This window comes from Phytobacter ursingii (assembly GCF_001022135.1).
In the GTDB taxonomy this organism is placed as follows: Bacteria; Pseudomonadota; Gammaproteobacteria; order Enterobacterales; family Enterobacteriaceae; genus Phytobacter; species Phytobacter ursingii.
Genome location: NZ_CP011602.1, coordinates 22,132 through 40,070, shown reverse-complemented (window position 1 = coordinate 40,070; position 17,939 = coordinate 22,132). Strand labels below are relative to the sequence as shown.

The following is a 17,939-nucleotide window of genomic DNA, read 5'->3' as shown; positions in this document are numbered from 1 at the left end:
CTCCCCTTATCGGGTTCAGAGCCGGGCGACGCTGACGCGCCGCCCCTGCACATTATTTATTGGCCGGAACCGGCGCCAGCGTGCGGTGAGCGCCTTTAGCGCGAGCCGGCGCTTTGTGCACCATGGTATAGGCATAATCAACGCCCATCCCATAGGCGCCAGAGTGTTCCTTCACGATATCCATCACCGCGTTGTAGGTCTCTTTGTGCGCCCAGTCACGCTGCCACTCCAGCAACACCTGCTGCCAGGTCACTGGGATCACCCCCGCCTGAATCATGCGCTGCATCGCGTAATCATGTGCTTCTTTCGAAGTACCGCCGGAAGCATCCGCCACCATATAGATTTCATATCCCCCTTCCAGCATGGCGCACAGGGCGAACGTGTTATTGCACACTTCTGTCCACAGGCCTGATACCACCACTTTTTTCTGACCATTTTTCGCCAGCGCATCACGCACTTTCTGGTCATCCCAGGAGTTCATGGACGTGCGCTCAAGAAGGTCATGCTCGGGGAATACGTCCAGCAGTTCAGGGAAGGTATTTCCGGAGAAGCTTTCCGTCTCAACGGTGGTGATGGTGGTTGGAATGTTGAAAACTTTTGCCGCTTTCGCCAGACCAACGACATTGTTTTTCAGCACCTGGCGGTCAATCGACTGCACGCCAAACGCCATCTGCGGTTGCTGATCGATAAAAATAATCTGGCAGTTCTGGGGAGTCAGTACTTCAAGCTTAGCGTTGTTCATAAGAATACCCGTTGTCGTTAAGGAGCAGTTTCCCGTGAAAGGGGAGCGGACGTTTTGCTGACAGTGACCGGGGTATTCTCGCGCGGCTTAAGCAGGCGAAATGACGTTCGTCCCGGACGCTGCTGTCGGGACGGATAGTAAGAGTTGTCAGAAATGAGAACTATTATCTCTGTGTATAACTATACGTTCGTATAGGTATACCTTCGTATAACTAGACGCCGTTTTCACCAGCTCACCATAATCCCTCCCACTTCCACGCTCTGTTCTCACGGAGCATCGCATCTTATCGTCCGGCAGCATCAGGCCTGCTTCGGATGGCTCAGACAGGAGGATTTATGGTCTCACTCGGTAAAGCCGAACTGATATTCATCAACGGCAAATTTCATACGGTAGACAGGGAAAACCCGGTCGCAGAAGCGGTCGCCATCCGTGACGGCAAATTCCTGGCGGTGGGCACTCAGGCCGACGTCATGGAATATCACAGCGACGGCAGCAAAGTGGTGGATCTCAACGGCAGCACCGCCATTCCGGGCCTCAATGACTCGCACCTGCACCTGATCCGTGGTGGTCTGAACTATAACCTCGAACTGCGCTGGGAAGGGGTGCCGTCGCTGGCGGACGCCCTGCGGATGCTGAAAGAACAGGCGCTGCGTACCCCCTCACCGCAATGGGTACGCGTGGTAGGCGGCTGGAGCGAATTTCAATTTGCCGAGCGCCGCATGCCGACGCTTGACGAGATTAACGAGGCCGCGCCGGATACCCCGGTCTTTATTCTTCATCTCTATGACCGCGCCCTGCTCAACCGCGCCGCTCTGCGCGTTGTCGGCTACACCAAAGATACGCCGAACCCGCCGGGGGGAGAGATCCAGCGCGACAGCAACGGCAATCCTACCGGCATGCTGATTGCGCGGCCAAACGCCATGATCCTCTATGCCACGCTGGCCAAAGGGCCAAAGCTGCCGCTGGAACAGCAGGTTAACTCCACCCGCCAGTTTATGCGCGAGCTAAACCGTCTGGGCCTGACCAGCGCTATCGATGCGGGCGGCGGTTTTCAGAACTACCCGGAAGATTACGAAGTGATCAGCGAACTGCACGCCAAAGAGCAGATGACTATCCGCATCGCCTATAACCTCTTCACCCAGCGCCCCGGCCATGAGCTGGAAGATTTCGAGAAATGGACCGACATGCTGACGCCGGGCCAGGGCACCGATTTCTTCCGCCACAACGGCGCGGGTGAAATGCTGGTGTTCTCTGCTGCGGATTTTGAAGATTTTCTTGAACCGCGCCCGGATCTCGCACCTGGCATGGAAGATGAGCTGGAGCGCGTGGTACGCCACCTGGTTGAGCACCGCTGGCCGTTCCGCCTGCACGCCACCTATAACGAATCGATCAGCCGCATGCTCGACGTGTTCGAGCGCGTGAACCGCGATATTCCGTTCAACGGCCTGCACTGGTTTTTCGACCACGCAGAAACCGTGACCCAGCAAAACATTGACCGCATCAAAGCACTCGGCGGCGGTATCGCCGTTCAGCACCGTATGGCGTTTCAGGGGGAATACTTCGCGGAACGTTATGGCATGGACGCAGTGCGCCACACCCCGCCGGTGACGAAAATGCTCGAAACCGGCGTGCCGGTCGGGCTGGGAACCGACGCAACCCGCGTGGCCAGCTACAACCCGTGGACCGCATTGTACTGGCTGGTCTCCGGGCGTACCGTCGGCGGTATGCAGATGTACGACGTCAATGCGCGCCTCGACCGCGACACGGCGCTGATGCTCTGGACGCAGGGCAGCGCCTGGTTCTCCAGCGAGCAGGGTAAAAAAGGCCAAATCAAAGCGGGCCAGCTGGCTGACCTCGCTGTGCTGAGCAAAGACTATTTCCGCGTACCGGAAGACGAGATCAAAGGCATTGAGTCAGTGCTGACCGTGGTCAATGGCAAAATCGTCTACGCCGCTGGCGGTTTCAGCGCCGAAGCCCCGCCTGCGATCCCGGTACTGCCGGAGTGGTCGCCGGTGGTCAACGTGCCGGGTCACTACCGCAGCGCGCCGCCACAGCAGACACGCGTCGGCATGATGCCCGCCGCACATCACTGTAGCGGCCCCTGCGGCGTGCATAACCACCAGCACAATGTAGCGCGCGGATCGTCCATTCCGGTTTCAGACGATAACGCCTTCTGGGGCGCGCTCGGCTGCAGTTGCTTCGCGTTCTGATGCCTATGAAAAACACAACGCTGATGTCGCCCCGTATTGATGCGGGGCTGTTATTCCTGCGCCTGACTGGCAGTCTGTTGCTTCTCTATGTGCATGGTCTGCCGAAGGTGCTGAACTTTCATCAAGAACTGAGCCGAATTGAGGATCCGTTTGGGTTTGGCCCCTGGTTCAGCCTGCTGCCCGCCATTTTTGCTGAGGTGGTATGCCCGATATTCATCATTCTCGGTCCTGGTGCGCGGCTGGCCTGTCTGCCGATTATTGGCGTGTTGCTGGTTGCCATGCTGGTTGTGCACCCGCAGTGGAGTATCGCGGAAGGACAATTTGGCTGGCTGCTGCTCATCATCTTCACCACGCTGGCGTTAACCGGCCCGGGTAAATGGCGGGTAAATATGCCGGACAAACAGGAGTTCAGGCATGGCGCAAGTCAATGATGTTCATGCGGCGACGGCACAAACCCCGCCCGCCGCATCCGCTGGCGCGTCCTCCTGGCAGCCACTGCGTCAGCCGGTATTTCGGATGCTGTGGATTGCCACGGTGGTCTCCAACATCGGTTCATGGATGAACGATGTGGGGGTGAACTGGACCATGCTGACGTTAAGCGCCGACCCGCTTTCCGTGGCGCTGGTTCAGGCGGCGAGCAGTCTGCCGATGTTTCTTTTCGCCCTCCCCTCCGGCGTGATGGCAGACATTGTCGACCGGCGCAAATATCTGCTGTTTTCCCAACTATGGGTGTTTATTGCCGCCGCCGGGCTAACCCTGCTTTCTCTCTTCGGGCTGGTCACGCCGCTGGTGCTGCTGATTGCCGCGTTCTTGCTAAGCACCGGTGCAGCGATGAGTTCACCACCGTTTCAGGCCATTGTGCCGGACCTGGTGGAAAAACACGAACTGGCCCCGGCCATCGCGTTGAATTCACTCGGTATCAACATCAGCCGCGCCATTGGCCCGGCGCTGGGTGGGCTGATCCTCTCTTTTGCCGGACCATGGGTGGTCTTCGCCCTCAATGCGACATCGGTGCTGGGCGTCGCCTGGGTCCTGTGGCGCTGGAAAGCCGAACCGTTGATTCAGCGCCTGCCGCCGGAACACTTCTTTTCCGCCGTACGCGCCGGGCTGCGCTATGTGCATGCCGCCCCGGTACTGCGTAACGTGCTGGTGCGTACCGTGGCGTTCTTCACCTTCGCCAGCGCCGGCTGGGCGCTGCTGCCGCTGGTAGCGCGCCGTGAGTTGGGCCTTGGGCCTGGCGGTTACGGCATCATGCTGGCCTGTATCGGTCTGGGGGCGATTTGCGGCGCGATAGTGCTGCCGCGTTTACGTAAGCGCCTCAACCCGGACAGGCTGATGGTACTTAACAGCGTCATTTTCGCGATCAGCATGCTGGCGCTGGCATTTATCCGTCATTTCTGGCTGCTCAACGCTTTTGAATTTTTGACCGGTTTCGCCTGGATTGCGGTGCTCTCCACCCTCAATGTCGGGGCGCAGCGTAGCGCCGCTAAATGGGTGAAAGCCCGGGCGCTGGCCGTCTATCTGACCGTCTTTTTTGGTTCGATGACGCTCGGTAGCGCCATCTGGGGCCAGCTGGCATCGCACTTTAGTATTCCAGCCTCATTGTGCGTGGCAACAGTGGGCACGCTGCTGGCAAGCCTGACGGTGCTGCGCTGGCAGTTGAATAAAGATCCAGACCTCAATCTGGACATTCGCGATATCGACAGTAATGCCCAGGCGCTTGATATCTCACATGAACGTGGCCCGGTGATGGTGATGTATGAATATCTGATCGATCCCGAGGATGTCTCCCGCTTTGTCGTCTGTATCCAGGAGATTCGCCGGGTACGGGTACGCGGCGGCGCGTTGAGCTGGTCTGTCTATGAGGATGTCCAGCGCCCTGGCGTCTTTGTGGAATCGTTCGTGGTCGGCACATGGATTGAGCATCTGCGCCAACTGGAGCGTCACACGGTGAATGACTTGCTCATTCAAAGCAAGGTACAGGCATTCCATCGCGGCGGGCAGCTTCCCGAAGCACGTTATCTGATAGCACCCATAATGTAACAGCAACCCCTATCAACCCAAGCAATAGCGACAGTGAGGATTTACGTATGAGCACAATCAAAACGCAGGACGGTACGCAGATTTATTACAAAGACTGGGGCGCGGGAAAACCGGTATTATTCAGCCACGGCTGGCCGCTGGATGGCGATATGTGGGACAGCCAGTTGAATTTCCTGGCCGAGCGCGGCTATCGCGTCATCGCCTTTGACCGCCGCGGTTTTGGCCGCTCCGACCAGCCGTGGGAAGGGTACAACTACGATACCTTCGCCTCCGACATTAACGATCTCATCACCGCGCTTGATCTGCAGGATGTGACGCTGGTGGGCTTCTCCATGGGCGGCGGCGATGTGTCGCGCTATATCGGTCGTTACGGCACGGCGCGCGTCAAAGCGCTGGTACTGCTGGGTGCGGTGACGCCGATTTTCGGCAAAACGGCGGACTACCCACAGGGTGTCGATGCCAGCGTTTTCGAGGGCATTCGCGACGGACTGCGCAAAGACCGGGCGCAATTTATCAGCGATTTCGCCACGCCGTTTTATGGTATTAACGCCGGGCAGACGGTTTCTCAAGGTGTGCTGACCCAGACGCTGAACATTGCACTGTTGGCCTCACTCAAAGGGACCATTGATTGCGTCACCGCCTTCGGCGAGACCGATTTCCGTCAGGATATTGCTAAAGTTAACGTGCCGACGCTGGTGATTCATGGCAGTAACGACCAGATCGTACCGTTCGAATCGACCGGTAAAGTGGCTGCAGAAATGATCCCCGGCGCACAGTTAAAAGTGTATGACAATGCGCCGCACGGTTTTGCAGTGACCCATCAGGATCAACTGAACAACGATTTGCTGACCTTCCTGCAATCGCTGTAAGTCAGAACGAAGCCTCGCTCCCTGTCCGGAGGAGGCTTTTCCTTGCACTCCCCCGCTCCCCGCCCTATTCTCTGCGATTATGAAAACCACCCGTCTCCCCATCGCTATACAGCAGGCCGTGATGCGCAGCCTGCGGGAAAAACTTGCCCTGGCCAATCAGAAACTTGAGCGTAATTATCCGGAACCCAAACTGGTTTATCAGCAACGGGGGACGGCGGCAGGCACGGCCTGGCTCAATACGTATGAAATCCGCCTCAACCCCGTGTTGCTGATGGAAAATCAGCAGGCGTTTATTGACGAGGTAGTGCCGCACGAACTGGCGCATTTACTGGTGTGGAAGCATTTTGGCCGCGTTTCACCACACGGCAAAGAGTGGAAATGGATGATGGAAAGCGTGCTTGGCGTCCCCGCGCGACGCACTCATCAGTTTGAACTGGAATCGGTGCGACCGAATACCTTTCCCTACCGCTGCAAATGCCAACAGCATCAGTTGACCGTGCGCCGACACAATCGCATAGTGCGCGGTGAGACCACCTATCGCTGCGTACACTGCGGCGAAACGCTGGTACCTGAGCGCTAATTACATGAACCATTAAAAATGTTTTCCGCGCCAACTGATTGCATCTGACAATCGCTTCCGCTACGTTGCGCACTCCAGTTGACAGGGAGTTCTCAATGTTACGCATTATCTCATCTTTACTGCTTATTCTCAGCGCGCCGGTACTGGCGGACGGCATCAATAGCTTCGCGCAGGCGAAAGCCGCCGGGGTTAACGTCAATGCCGACGTACCGGGCGACTTTTATTGCGGCTGTAAAATTCAGTGGCAAGGGAAAAAAGGGGTGGTCGATCTGGCCTCTTGCGGTTATAAGGTGCGCAAAAATGAAAACCGCGCCAGCCGAATTGAATGGGAGCATGTTGTTCCGGCCTGGCAATTCGGCCATCAGCGTCAGTGTTGGCAGGATGGCGGACGGAAAAACTGCGCCAAAGACCCTGTCTATCGCAAGATGGAAAGCGACATGCATAACCTGCAACCCGCCGTTGGGGAAGTGAATGCCGATCGCGGCAACTTTATGTACGGCCAGTGGAACGGTGGCGAAGGCCAGTATGGTCGCTGCGAAATGAAAGTTGACTTCAAGGCCAAACTGGCCGAGCCGCCTGCCAGCGCCCGTGGCGTGATTGCCCGTACTTACTTCTATATGCGCGATCAATATCAGCTCACCCTGTCGCGCCAACAGACACAGCTTTTTACCGCCTGGGATAAACTCTACCCGGTGACCGACTGGGAATGTACGCGTGATTCGCGCATCGCTCAGGTTCAGGGGAATCATAACCCTTACGTGCAGCGCGCTTGCATGGCGCGAAAGAGCTAACCTACACTAGCGGCAATTGTAAATTTGCAGGTACATTGCCCCTCACCCGGCCCTCTACCCGAAAGGGAGAGGGCAGAAACCAGCCTGATTACGGCGAGGGGAAATGCGCCACACTTCACACGGAAATCTGAACTATGCGCGTCCCACGCATCTACCACCCTGAACTCATCCAGACGGGCACTGAAATCGCACTCGCTGATGATGCGGCAAACCATGTTGGCCGCGTATTACGCATGGGCCAGGGCCAGGCTATTCAGCTCTTTGACGGTTCAAACCAGGTGTTTGACGCTGAAATTACCCGCGCCGATAAAAAGAGCGTTATCGTTAAAGTGATTCAGGGAGAGGTGGACGATCGGGAGTCGCCGTTGCACATTCATCTGGGCCAGGTGATGTCTCGCGGCGAGAAAATGGAATTTACCATCCAGAAATCGATCGAACTGGGTGTAAGCCTCATTACGCCACTTTTTTCTGAGCGCTGCGGCGTTAAACTCGATGCCGAGCGACTGAATAAAAAGATCCAGCAATGGCAGAAGATCGCCATCGCCGCCTGTGAACAGTGTGGTCGTAACCGTATTCCCGAGATTCGCCCGGCAATGGATCTCGAACAGTGGTGTGCGGAAGAAGAGAGCGGCCTTAAGCTCAATCTTCATCCTCGCGCCAGCCAGAGCATTAATACTCTGCCGTTGCCGGTGGAACGCGTACGATTACTGATTGGCCCGGAAGGCGGGTTGACGGCAGACGAAATCGCCATGACCTCGCGCTACCAGTTTACTGATATTCTATTGGGACCCCGCGTATTGCGCACAGAGACAACTGCCCTTACTGCTATTACCGCGCTTCAGGTGCGGTTTGGCGATCTGGGTTAAACGGAGAAGCCTATGATTAAGCTCGGCATCGTGATGGACCCCATCGCGCAGATTAATATCAAAAAAGACACCAGCTTCGCCATGCTGCTCGAAGCGCAGCGTCGCGGCTACGAACTGCATTATATGGAAATGGCGGATCTTTACCTGATCAACGGTGAAGCCCGTGCGCGTACTCGCCTGCTTTCCGTCGAGCAAAACTACGACAAATGGTATGAGTTTGGCGGCGAACAGGATATCGAACTCGCCTCGCTGGACGTGGTGCTGATGCGTAAGGATCCACCGTTCGATACCGAATTTATCTACGCCACCTATATCCTTGAACGTGCCGAAGAAAAAGGCACATTGATCGTCAATAAGCCGCAGAGCCTGCGCGATTGTAACGAAAAACTGTTTACCGCCTGGTTCCCGGAACTGACCCCGGAAACGCTGGTGACGCGCAATAAAGCGCAGCTTAAAGCGTTCTGGCAAAAACACACCGATATCATCCTCAAGCCACTCGACGGCATGGGCGGCACCTCGATTTTCCGCGTCAAAGAGGGCGATCCGAACCTGGGCGTTATCACCGAAACCCTGACTGAGCTGGGCACCCGCTACTGCATGGCGCAGAACTATCTGCCGGCTATTAAAGATGGCGATAAACGTGTGCTGGTGGTGGATGGCGAGCCGGTCCCATACTGCCTGGCGCGTATCCCGCAGGGTGGCGAGACGCGTGGTAACCTGGCCGCAGGTGGCCGTGGCGAACCGCGTCCGCTGACCGAAAGCGACTGGGCGATTGCTCGCCGTGTCGGCCCGACGCTGAAAGCCAAAGGGCTGATTTTCGTCGGTCTGGATATTATCGGCGATCGTCTGACCGAAATTAACGTCACCAGCCCAACCTGCGTACGTGAGATCGAGGCGGAGTTCCCGATCTCTATTACCGGCATGCTGATGGACGCAATCGAAAAACGCCTGGCGAAACAATAAAGAGATTTACTCGGGCTCATTCGGGTCGCATAACGCTGCCAACGCACAGGCAACGCGAACAGGTCGGGTAAAAGGATGGCGGGAGGGAACCCGCTCTTAAACTCCAAAGTCTGGCTAGTGACAGCGTGCAGCTTTCCCCTCATACTAGGCTGCTGCTTTTTTGAACCAGGAAACAGAACCTCTGACAATGAATTTACAGCATCACTTTCTTATTGCCATGCCTGCTCTCCATGATCCCCTTTTTCGGCGATCGGTGGTTTATATTTGCGAATACAACGAAGACGGCGCCATGGGCCTTATCATTAATAAGCCCCTGGAAAACCTGAAAGTTGAAAGCGTCCTGGAGAAGCTGAAAATTAACCCGGAAGCACGCGATCCGGCCATTCGTCTGGATAAACCGGTGCTGCTTGGCGGCCCCCTCGCGGAAGATCGCGGGTTTATTCTGCACACACCGCCCGCCAGTTTCTCTTCCAGCATTCGCGTTTCGGATAACACCGTGATCACGACCTCGCGCGATGTTCTGGAGACCCTGGGCACGGCCGATCAACCTAAGGACGTGCTGGTCGCGCTGGGCTATTCCTCATGGGAAAAAGGTCAGCTTGAACAGGAGATCCTGGACAACGCCTGGCTTACCGCGCCTGCGGATCAAAATATCCTGTTTAAAACGCCTATCGCTGACCGCTGGCGGGAAGCGGCAAAACTTATCGGCATTGATATCTCGACCATGCCGGGCGTGGCAGGGCATGCCTGATGAGTGGAACCCTGCTGGCCTTTGATTTTGGTACCAAAAGTATTGGCGTCGCCATCGGACAACGCATAACCGGAACGGCGCGTCCTCTGAACGCCCTGAAAGCGCAAGACGGGACGCCGGACTGGAAGCTTATCGAGAAGCTGTTAAAAGAGTGGCAGCCGGAAGCCGTTATTGTCGGCCTGCCGCTGAATATGGATGGCACAGAGCAACCATTGACCGCACGCGCACGCAATTTCGCCAATAAAATCCATGGCCGTTTCGGGGCAAAAATTATATTGCATGATGAGCGACTGAGTACGGTAGAAGCCCGCGCGGGTCTGTTTGAGCGCGGCGGTTTTCGTGCATTGAATAAAGGCAGCGTTGATTCTGCCTCTGCGGTTATCATCCTCGAAAGCTACTTCGAGCAGCATCTGTGATTCTCAGGCTGAGCGCCGCTCAGCCTTTTTTGTCTTCTCCCTTCCCCAAAACGCAATCCCCCGATCCCCCTCACATTTCCAGGGTGTGCTTTTTGCTTTTTCATTAATGTTTCTATAAAAGAAACATTAGTCAGAAATTAAATGTGTCAGGGTTTTTGCGTCAGCCGCCGCGCCAGAGTGTGAAGTTCACTTAAACGTTCATCAATGGCTGCGTCGTCGGCTTGCCACATTCCGGCAAACGCCAGCGCGGCAGAGTGTGCGCCAAGAGGCTTCGCCATCGAAACCTCGCCATCATCGTGATGCCAGACCACACGTCCGAACTCACGTTGCTGGGCAATATGCGGCGCAAGTTGCCGCCACTGTTCGTCGACAAAACGTTTTTGCAGTTCTTCATCGCTCTCTGCCGCCAGAAGCGACATACCGATGACCGACTGCCATGCGGGAAGCATATGAAAACCGGCCAGCGCCTGGCTCATCTGGCTACCGGGTTCGGAGTGATAGATATAAATCACCTGATCCTCCCAGAGCACGCCCATCGCCACCACGATGTCTTTGGGCGCGTAGCTTTCCAGCAGGGGGAGCGCCTGGGAAAAGAGTGCCGAGCCGCGTATCGCCTGCGCCGCCAGCGCATGAATGCCGGGGCCGGGAAGGTAACGACGATGGTCGTCCTGCATCGTCAGACCAATGGATGCCATCGTCATCAGCAACCGGTTTACACGGGTGGTATTGATCCCCATCAGACGCGCCAGTTCGCGACAGCCAATCGCGCGGCCGCTGGAGACCAGGTATTGCAGGCAGCGAATGCCATCAATCAGGCTTTGGTTCGGTTGTGAGGACATAGCAGGCTTTATCTCTCAGGTGGCAGGAGTTTTCGATTTTACCGTCAGTTCAGTGAAGAAGGATACAAGGTATGAACATCTATCCGCAAACCGCGTCCAGAGTCTTTCCCTCTGAACAGTTGCATGCCGATCTGCTGGTGGCGGGCGGTGGCCTAGCGGGTCTTTGCGCCGCGCTCGCCGCCGCCAGGGACGGCTTACAGGTCGTATTGATCCAGGACAGACCGGTGCTCGGCGGCAATGCGTCCAGCGAAGTTCGCCTGTGGGCCAATGGCGCCACATCGCATATGGGCAACAATAACCGCTGGGCGCGTGAAGGCGGTATCATGGGGGAAATCCTCGAAGAGAATCTCTGGCGCAACAAAGAGGGTAACCCGGTAATGTTCGATCTGGTGCTGCTGGATATGGCAAAAAGCCAGCCGGGGCTGACATTGCTGCTCAATACCACGATTTACGAACTGGAGAAAAACCAGCGAACCCTCACCCAGGTGAGCGCCTTTAACGCCATCAATGAGACATTTTATACCGTTACCGCCGACCAGTTTTGCGACGCAACGGGGGATGGCGTACTGGGTTTTCTGGCCGGGGCAGAATACCGCGAAGGCGCTGAAGAGGTTGACGAGCTGGGGGAAAAAATGGCGCCTGGCGACAACTTCGGTCACAAGCTCGGGCACTCGATCTATTTCTACACCAAACAGACGAACGGCCCGGTGAGCTTTGTTCCCCCCTCATTCGCGTTAAAAGATATTACTACTATTCCCCGCTACAAACGCCTGACGTCCACCCTGAATGGGTGCGACCTGTGGTGGCTGGAATGGGGCGGACGGCTGGACACCGTTCACCAAAGTGAAGAGATCAAATGGGAGCTGTGGAAAATCGTCTGGGGGGTGTGGGATTACATTAAAAACGCCGGCGAGTTCCCGGAAGCAGCCAACATGACCATCGAATGGGTTGGCGTCATTCCGGGTAAGCGCGAAAGCCGTCGTTTTATGGGCGATCATTTGCTTTGCCAGCAGGACATCATTGAACAGCGCGATCATTACGATGCCGTGGCCTACGGCGGCTGGTCTATCGACCTGCATCCGGCAGACGGGGTCTACAGCACCCATGATGGCTGTCGCCAGTTTCATAGCAAAGGCACCTATACCATTCCGTTGCGAAGCCTTTACAGCCGCTCGCTGGATAATCTTTTCCTGAGCGGGCGGCTTATTTCCGCCTCCCACGTTGCCTTTGGTAGCGCCCGTGTGATGTGCACCTGCGGTCTGCTGGGGGATGTGGTCGGTCGCGCTGCTGCGCTGTGTAAAGCGTATGATCTGTCGCCCGCAGAGCTGGCCCAGCGGGATAATGTCGGCCTGCTGCAACAACGATTACAGGCCAGCGGATGCTACATCCCCCGCCAGTGGTTACAGGACCCGGCCATGGGCGCTTCGGTCACCGCCAGCAGTGAATACTCGCTGAGTACGCTTGCCTCTAACGGCCACTGGCATTCGCTCGGCGAAAGAATGGCGTTGCTGCTGCCTGTTCAGACCGGGGCATCGCTCCCCGACATCACCTTTACCCTGCGTTCCGCCTCTCAGCAGACGCTTGAGGTGTCGCTTCTGGGCAGCGCGCGCAGCGGTAACTTCACACCCGACTATCAGTACGCCAGTACAACGCTACACGTTGAGGGCGAACAGGAACAGACGGTACATTTCCCGTGGCAAAGCGAGCGCGATCAGTATGTTTTTATCGCCTTTGAGGCGAACGCGCAGGTAGAAATTGCCCTCACTGACACACATCTGCCTGGCATCATGACCGTGTTTAATAGCCTGAATGCCCGCGTCGCCAAACATACCCGCCAGGTGGTGGACGGTGACTATGGCGTCGATGAGTTTGACTTCTGGCTGCCGCGCCGCCGCCCGCATCAGGTAATGCCTGCATTGCGTTTTAGCCAGCCGTTGAGCTGCTATCGCGCCGACAACGTGCTTAATGGTCGTCTGCGCCCCGAGCAGCAGGCCAATGCCTGGGTACCTGCCCCCGATGACATTAAACCGGTATTGCGCTGGGGCTGGGATGCACCGCAAACTTTCACCCGCCTGACGCTGGTACAGGACAACGATTTCGATAACGCTATGGAAACCGTGCAGATGGGCCATTTTCTGCCCGTAACGCCACACTGCATCACCCATTATCGGCTTTGGGCCGATGATATCCTGCTGGTCGAGGAAACAAATAACCACCAATCCGTGCGTGAACACCGATTATCCGCCCCCGTCACCGCACAAAATGTGCGCCTGGAGATCATAGCCACCGCAGGCGCGTTACCGGCGGTCTACGCGCTGAACATCCGCTAAAGCCGCCCCTGCGCCTGCCGCTGCTGGCGGCTTTGGTCAAAGGTCTGCATTCCCGCCTGCTGTCCGGTTTGCAACACGCCGGGCAACTGGTGGGTTTTTCCTTCACGGATAAGATTGGCTACCGCAGGTGTATTAATAAGCAGTTCAAACAGCGCCACACGCCCGCCCTGCTTGTCTTCCTCCAGCCGCTGTGACAACACAGCCTGCAGACTTCCGGCAAGCTGGCTACGCACCGGGTCTTTCTCCTGAGCGGGGAAACTGTCCACCAGCCGTTCAATAGCCTGCGGCGCGCCGCGCGTATGTAATGTTGCCAGTACCAGATGCCCGGTTTCAGCGGCGGTCAACGCCAGGCGGATAGTTTCGCTGTCACGCAGCTCGCCCAGCAAAATGACATCCGGGTCTTCGCGTAATGCCGCGCGCAACCCCGCGGCAAACGAGGCACAGTGCGGGCCGATTTCCCGCTGTTGGATCAGGCAACGTTTGCTTGTATGGATAAACTCCACCGGATCTTCGAGAGTCAGGATATGCCCGTCGAGATGGTGATTGAGGTTATCTACCATCGCCGCCAGGGTGGTGGATTTTCCGCTCCCCGTCGCCCCGGTAACCAGAATAAGGCCGTTGTCGCGCCGCAGTAATTCGGGGATTGCGGCGGGCACGTCCAGCATGTCCAGCGTCGGGCAGGTGTCAGGCAACAGGCGCAGAGCAAGCGATACCCCATCGTGATGTAAAAACGCGCTGGCGCGAAGGCGTTTTAGCCCTGGGGTACTGAGGGCAAAATCAATCTGTCCACACGCTTGCCACTGCTGTTGCTGCTGCGTGTTCAAACGTTCCGCGAGTAGCGCGTGAATATCCACAGCGGCGAACGGTGCGGCTTCCAGCCGTCCTTGCCTTCGCCAGCGCGGCGGATGGCGATCGCACAGGTGTAGATCCGAGACATTATGCTTTACACTAAGCTCCACTATTTTTTCCATATCCATAAAGCCACCTGGGAACATGAACGATATTGCGCATAACCTGGCACAGGTCAGGGACAAAATCTCAGCCGCTGCAACGTCCTGCGGCCGTGCTCCAGAAGAAGTCACACTGCTTGCAGTCAGCAAAACAAAAACTGCGAGCGCCATCGAAGAAGCTTACGCAGCGGGTCAGCGTGGCTTTGGTGAAAACTACGTGCAGGAAGGCGTAGATAAAATTCGCCATTTCAAGGATTCGGGCATCGCGGATATTCAGTGGCACTTTATCGGCCCGTTACAGTCCAACAAAAGCCGTCTCGTGGCAGAGCATTTTGACTGGTGCCACACCGTGGACCGTCTCAAAATCGCCAGCCGCCTGAGCGAGCAGCGCCCGGCGTCTCTGCCGCCGCTGAACGTGCTGATCCAGGTTAATATCAGTGACGAGCAGAGCAAGTCCGGCATTTCCCTTGCAGAACTGGACGCGCTGGCGGCGCAGGTGGTGGAATTACCCGGTCTTTGCCTGCGTGGACTGATGGCGATCCCCGCCCCCGAGGCTGATTATGAACGGCAGTTTGCCGTAGCCCGCCAAATGGCTGTCGCATTTGACGCGCTTAAGGTACGTTACCCTGGCGTTGACACCCTTTCGCTGGGCATGTCTGACGATATGCAGGCCGCCATTGCGGCAGGTAGCACCATGGTGCGCATCGGAACCGCCATTTTTGGCGCGCGCGATTACACAAAAAACTAAGGAACACTGAGGAACGCCATGAATACGTTGTCCACTCTCCTGTCACTGATTATCCAGGCTTACACGATGGTGCTGTTGCTGCGTATCTGGATGCAGTGGGCGCGCTGTGATTTTTATAACCCGTTTTCCCAGTTTATCGTGAAAATCACCCAGCCGATTGTTGGCCCGCTGCGTCGCATCATTCCGGCAATGGGGCCTATTGACAGCGCATCATTGCTCATCGCGCTACTGCTGTGTGTCGTGAAAGCTTTCCTGAACCCGTACGTCTCCATGGACGGCGTGTTTATCGTGCTGGCGGCAGTGTTGATTGTTATCAAAACCCTTGGCTCGCTGATCTTCTGGGTGCTGCTGTTAATGGCCATCATGAGCTGGGTCAGCCAGGGCCGTAGCCCGGTGGAATATGTGCTGCTGCAGCTTACCGAACCCTTGCTGCGCCCGATTCGTCGCCTGCTGCCGTCAATGGGCGGTCTTGATTTCTCGCCGATGATTCTGGTGCTGCTGATGTATGTCATCAATATGGGCGTGATGGAGTTTCTGGCTAACACCATCGTACCGTTAGCCTATATCTGGAACTGGGCATGAGTGCTGTCACATCCTGTGACGACGGGCTGGTGCTAAGGCTGTATATTCAGCCCAAGGCCAGCCGGGATAGCATTATTGGGCTGCATGGCGATGAGCTAAAAGTCGCCATTACCGCCCCACCGGTTGATGGGCAAGCCAATGCCCATCTGGTGAAATTTCTCGCCAAACAGTTTCGGGTGGCTAAAAACCAGGTGCTGATTGAAAAAGGCGAACTGGGCCGCCATAAACAAGTCAAAATTACCCATCCGCAACAGATACCTTCGGCCGTCACGGCCCTGATGAATTAGGATCTATTATGCAAAAAGTTGTTCTCGCAACCGGTAATGCCGGCAAAGTGCGCGAGCTTGCCTCGCTGTTGAGTGACTTCGGTCTGGATATCGTGGCGCAAACCGAGCTGGGCGTGGAATCCGCCGAGGAGACCGGCCTGACCTTTATTGAAAACGCCATTCTGAAAGCGCGACATGCCGCTCAGGTAACGGGTCTACCCGCGATTGCCGACGACTCCGGCCTGGCCGTCGATGCGCTGGGCGGCGCGCCGGGGATCTACTCCGCACGTTACTCTGGCGTGGATGCCACCGATGAAGCGAATCTGCAAAAATTATTGACCACCCTGCAGGATGTGCCGGACGACAAGCGTCAGGCTCAGTTCCACTGTGTGCTGGTCTATCTGCGCCACGCCGAAGACCCGACGCCACTGGTATGCCACGGCACCTGGCCTGGTGTGATTACCCGTGCGCCTGCCGGTCAGGGCGGGTTTGGTTACGATCCGATTTTCTTCGTCCCGACGGAAGGTAAAACCGCCGCCGAACTGACCCGCGAAGAAAAAAGCGCTATCTCCCACCGTGGACAGGCGTTGAAACTGTTACTGGAAGCGTTACGTAATGGCTAATTTGCCACCCCTGAGTCTTTATATTCACATTCCGTGGTGCGTGCAGAAATGCCCGTACTGCGACTTCAATTCCCACGCGCTTAAAGGCGAAGTGCCGCACGATGATTACGTGCAGCATCTGCTCGCCGACCTGGATGCTGATGTGCCTTACGCGCAGGGGCGTGACGTAAAGACTATCTTTATTGGTGGCGGTACGCCGAGCCTGCTCTCCGGCCCGGCGATGCAGACATTGCTGGACGGCGTTCGTGCGCGCCTCAATCTGGCGGCAGATGCGGAAATCACAATGGAAGCCAACCCCGGAACGGTAGAGGCGGACCGCTTCGTTGAGTATCAACGTGCCGGGGTAAATCGCATTTCGATTGGCGTGCAGAGCTTTAGCGAGCCGAAATTGCAGCGGCTGGGGCGTATCCACGGTCCGGAAGAAGCCAAACGCGCGGCGCGGCTGGCAACGGGCCTTGGGCTGCGCAGTTTTAACCTCGATTTGATGCACGGCCTGCCTGATCAGACGCTGGAAGAGGCGCTGGATGATTTGCGCCAGGCCATTGCGCTGAACCCGCCGCATCTTTCCTGGTATCAGTTGACCATCGAACCCAACACCCTGTTCGGCTCGCGTCCGCCGGTGCTGCCTGATGACGACGCGTTGTGGGATATTTTCGAGCGCGGCCATCAGTTGCTTACCGCCGCAGGCTATCAGCAATACGAAACCTCGGCATACGCAAAACCGGGCTACCAGTGTCAGCACAACCTGAACTACTGGCGCTTTGGCGATTACCTCGGTATTGGCTGCGGCGCGCACGGTAAAATCACCTTCCCGGACGGACGCATTCTACGCACCGCGAAAACGCGCCACCCGCGCGGGTTTATGCAGGGGCGTTATCTGGAACGCCAGCATGACGTGGAGGCTGCCGATAAACCGTTCGAGTTCTTTATGAACCGCTTCCGTTTGCTCGAACCGGCACCACGCGCGGAGTTCGGGCTCTTCACCGGGCTGGATGAAAGAGTGATTCGCCCGCAAATCGATGAGGCCTTAGAACAGGGCTATCTCACTGAATGCGAGCAGTACTGGCAAATCACCGAGCACGGTAAGTTGTTCCTCAACTCATTGCTGGAACTGTTCCTGAGCGAATAATAAGTACAGACCTATCCCGCGCGCTTATTAAACGGGCGGGATATCCCTTTCCTCGCCAATTAAAAACCTGACATTGCCATAACCCTCACCGGGCAAATATATTCTTAGAATAGATATTTTAATTTCAATTTATTCATCACAATAATATTCAACACCGTTTTAAAACGCTCACACGAACAAAAAAATAAAAACTGTGAGACAGATATCTTAAAGATGTCAGACAACCAGGATAATATGTCAT

General features: G+C 56.5%; 19 protein-coding genes. 16 read left to right on the top strand and 3 right to left on the bottom strand.

Annotated elements, in window-relative coordinates; all coding sequences use genetic code 11:
- Positions 1-52: 52 nt before the first annotated feature.
- Entirely contained in the window at positions 53-742 is a 690-nt protein-coding gene (locus tag AB182_RS03650) for a hydrolase (RefSeq protein WP_047368933.1), read from the bottom strand.
- Positions 743-1,077: 335 nt separating this feature from the next.
- Between AB182_RS03650 and AB182_RS03645 the strand changes: the two genes are divergently transcribed.
- From AB182_RS03645 to ruvX, 10 genes are all read left to right on the top strand, one after another.
- A complete protein-coding gene (locus AB182_RS03645; protein ID WP_047368932.1) occupies positions 1,078-2,952 on the top strand; it encodes an amidohydrolase in 1,875 nt (624 codons plus the stop codon).
- 5 nt (positions 2,953-2,957) lie between these two features.
- Positions 2,958-3,383, top strand: coding sequence for a DoxX family protein (locus AB182_RS03640; protein WP_120785441.1), 426 nt, complete (start codon positions 2,958-2,960; stop codon positions 3,381-3,383).
- Positions 3,367-4,995 (top strand): MFS transporter, encoded by a 1,629-nt coding sequence (locus tag AB182_RS03635; protein ID WP_047368930.1) that lies wholly within the window; start codon positions 3,367-3,369, stop codon positions 4,993-4,995. The genes AB182_RS03640 and AB182_RS03635 overlap by 17 nt, the downstream gene beginning before the upstream one ends.
- A gap of 47 nt (positions 4,996-5,042) precedes the next feature.
- Complete coding sequence (locus tag AB182_RS03630; RefSeq protein WP_047368929.1) at positions 5,043-5,864, top strand: alpha/beta fold hydrolase; 822 nt, start codon at positions 5,043-5,045, stop codon at positions 5,862-5,864.
- Between the two features lie 79 nt (positions 5,865-5,943).
- On the top strand, positions 5,944-6,444 hold the full coding sequence (locus tag AB182_RS03625) for a SprT family zinc-dependent metalloprotease (protein ID WP_047368928.1): 501 nt from the start codon (positions 5,944-5,946) through the stop codon (positions 6,442-6,444).
- Positions 6,445-6,539: 95 nt separating this feature from the next.
- Positions 6,540-7,235 (top strand): deoxyribonuclease I, encoded by a 696-nt coding sequence (gene endA / locus AB182_RS03620; protein ID WP_047368927.1) that lies wholly within the window; start codon positions 6,540-6,542, stop codon positions 7,233-7,235.
- A gap of 134 nt (positions 7,236-7,369) precedes the next feature.
- On the top strand, positions 7,370-8,101 hold the full coding sequence (gene rsmE / locus AB182_RS03615; protein ID WP_047368926.1) for a 16S rRNA (uracil(1498)-N(3))-methyltransferase: 732 nt from the start codon (positions 7,370-7,372) through the stop codon (positions 8,099-8,101).
- 12 nt (positions 8,102-8,113) lie between these two features.
- Complete coding sequence (gshB, locus tag AB182_RS03610; protein ID WP_047368925.1) at positions 8,114-9,064, top strand: glutathione synthase; 951 nt, start codon at positions 8,114-8,116, stop codon at positions 9,062-9,064.
- A gap of 187 nt (positions 9,065-9,251) precedes the next feature.
- Positions 9,252-9,815: a YqgE/AlgH family protein gene (locus AB182_RS03605; protein WP_039078016.1), complete on the top strand. Its 564-nt coding sequence runs from the start codon at positions 9,252-9,254 to the stop codon at positions 9,813-9,815.
- The gene (gene ruvX / locus AB182_RS03600; protein ID WP_047368924.1) at positions 9,815-10,231 is read left to right on the top strand and encodes a Holliday junction resolvase RuvX; all 417 of its coding nucleotides are present in this window, start codon (positions 9,815-9,817) and stop codon (positions 10,229-10,231) included. The genes AB182_RS03605 and ruvX overlap by 1 nt, the downstream gene beginning before the upstream one ends.
- A gap of 146 nt (positions 10,232-10,377) precedes the next feature.
- Here the strand turns inward: ruvX and AB182_RS03595 are convergent, their stop codons facing one another.
- Positions 10,378-11,070: an IclR family transcriptional regulator domain-containing protein gene (locus AB182_RS03595; protein ID WP_047368923.1), complete on the bottom strand. Its 693-nt coding sequence runs from the start codon at positions 11,068-11,070 to the stop codon at positions 10,378-10,380.
- Between the two features lie 71 nt (positions 11,071-11,141).
- On the opposite strand from AB182_RS03595, the gene AB182_RS03590 reads away from it, so the two are divergent.
- Entirely contained in the window at positions 11,142-13,400 is a 2,259-nt protein-coding gene (locus tag AB182_RS03590) for an FAD-dependent oxidoreductase (RefSeq protein ID WP_047368922.1), read from the top strand.
- On the opposite strand, the gene AB182_RS03585 is transcribed toward AB182_RS03590, so the two are convergent.
- On the bottom strand, positions 13,397-14,377 hold the full coding sequence (locus AB182_RS03585; protein WP_047368921.1) for a type IV pilus twitching motility protein PilT: 981 nt from the start codon (positions 14,375-14,377) through the stop codon (positions 13,397-13,399). The genes AB182_RS03590 and AB182_RS03585 overlap by 4 nt on opposite strands.
- A gap of 16 nt (positions 14,378-14,393) precedes the next feature.
- Here AB182_RS03585 and AB182_RS03580 point away from each other — a divergent pair, with 16 nt between their 5' ends.
- The 5 genes from AB182_RS03580 to hemW are packed head-to-tail and all read left to right on the top strand — an operon-like array spanning position 14,394 to position 17,698.
- Complete coding sequence (locus AB182_RS03580) at positions 14,394-15,098, top strand: YggS family pyridoxal phosphate-dependent enzyme (RefSeq protein WP_047368920.1); 705 nt, start codon at positions 14,394-14,396, stop codon at positions 15,096-15,098.
- An 18-nt stretch (positions 15,099-15,116) separates the two neighbouring features.
- Entirely contained in the window at positions 15,117-15,680 is a 564-nt protein-coding gene (locus tag AB182_RS03575) for a YggT family protein (protein WP_047368919.1), read from the top strand.
- Positions 15,677-15,967: a DUF167 family protein YggU gene (gene yggU, locus AB182_RS03570; RefSeq protein ID WP_047368918.1), complete on the top strand. Its 291-nt coding sequence runs from the start codon at positions 15,677-15,679 to the stop codon at positions 15,965-15,967. The genes AB182_RS03575 and yggU overlap by 4 nt, the downstream gene beginning before the upstream one ends.
- A gap of 8 nt (positions 15,968-15,975) precedes the next feature.
- Positions 15,976-16,569: an XTP/dITP diphosphatase gene (locus AB182_RS03565; protein ID WP_047368917.1), complete on the top strand. Its 594-nt coding sequence runs from the start codon at positions 15,976-15,978 to the stop codon at positions 16,567-16,569.
- Entirely contained in the window at positions 16,562-17,698 is a 1,137-nt protein-coding gene (gene hemW / locus AB182_RS03560) for a radical SAM family heme chaperone HemW (RefSeq protein ID WP_047368916.1), read from the top strand. The genes AB182_RS03565 and hemW overlap by 8 nt, the downstream gene beginning before the upstream one ends.
- Positions 17,699-17,939: the final 241 nt, after the last annotated feature.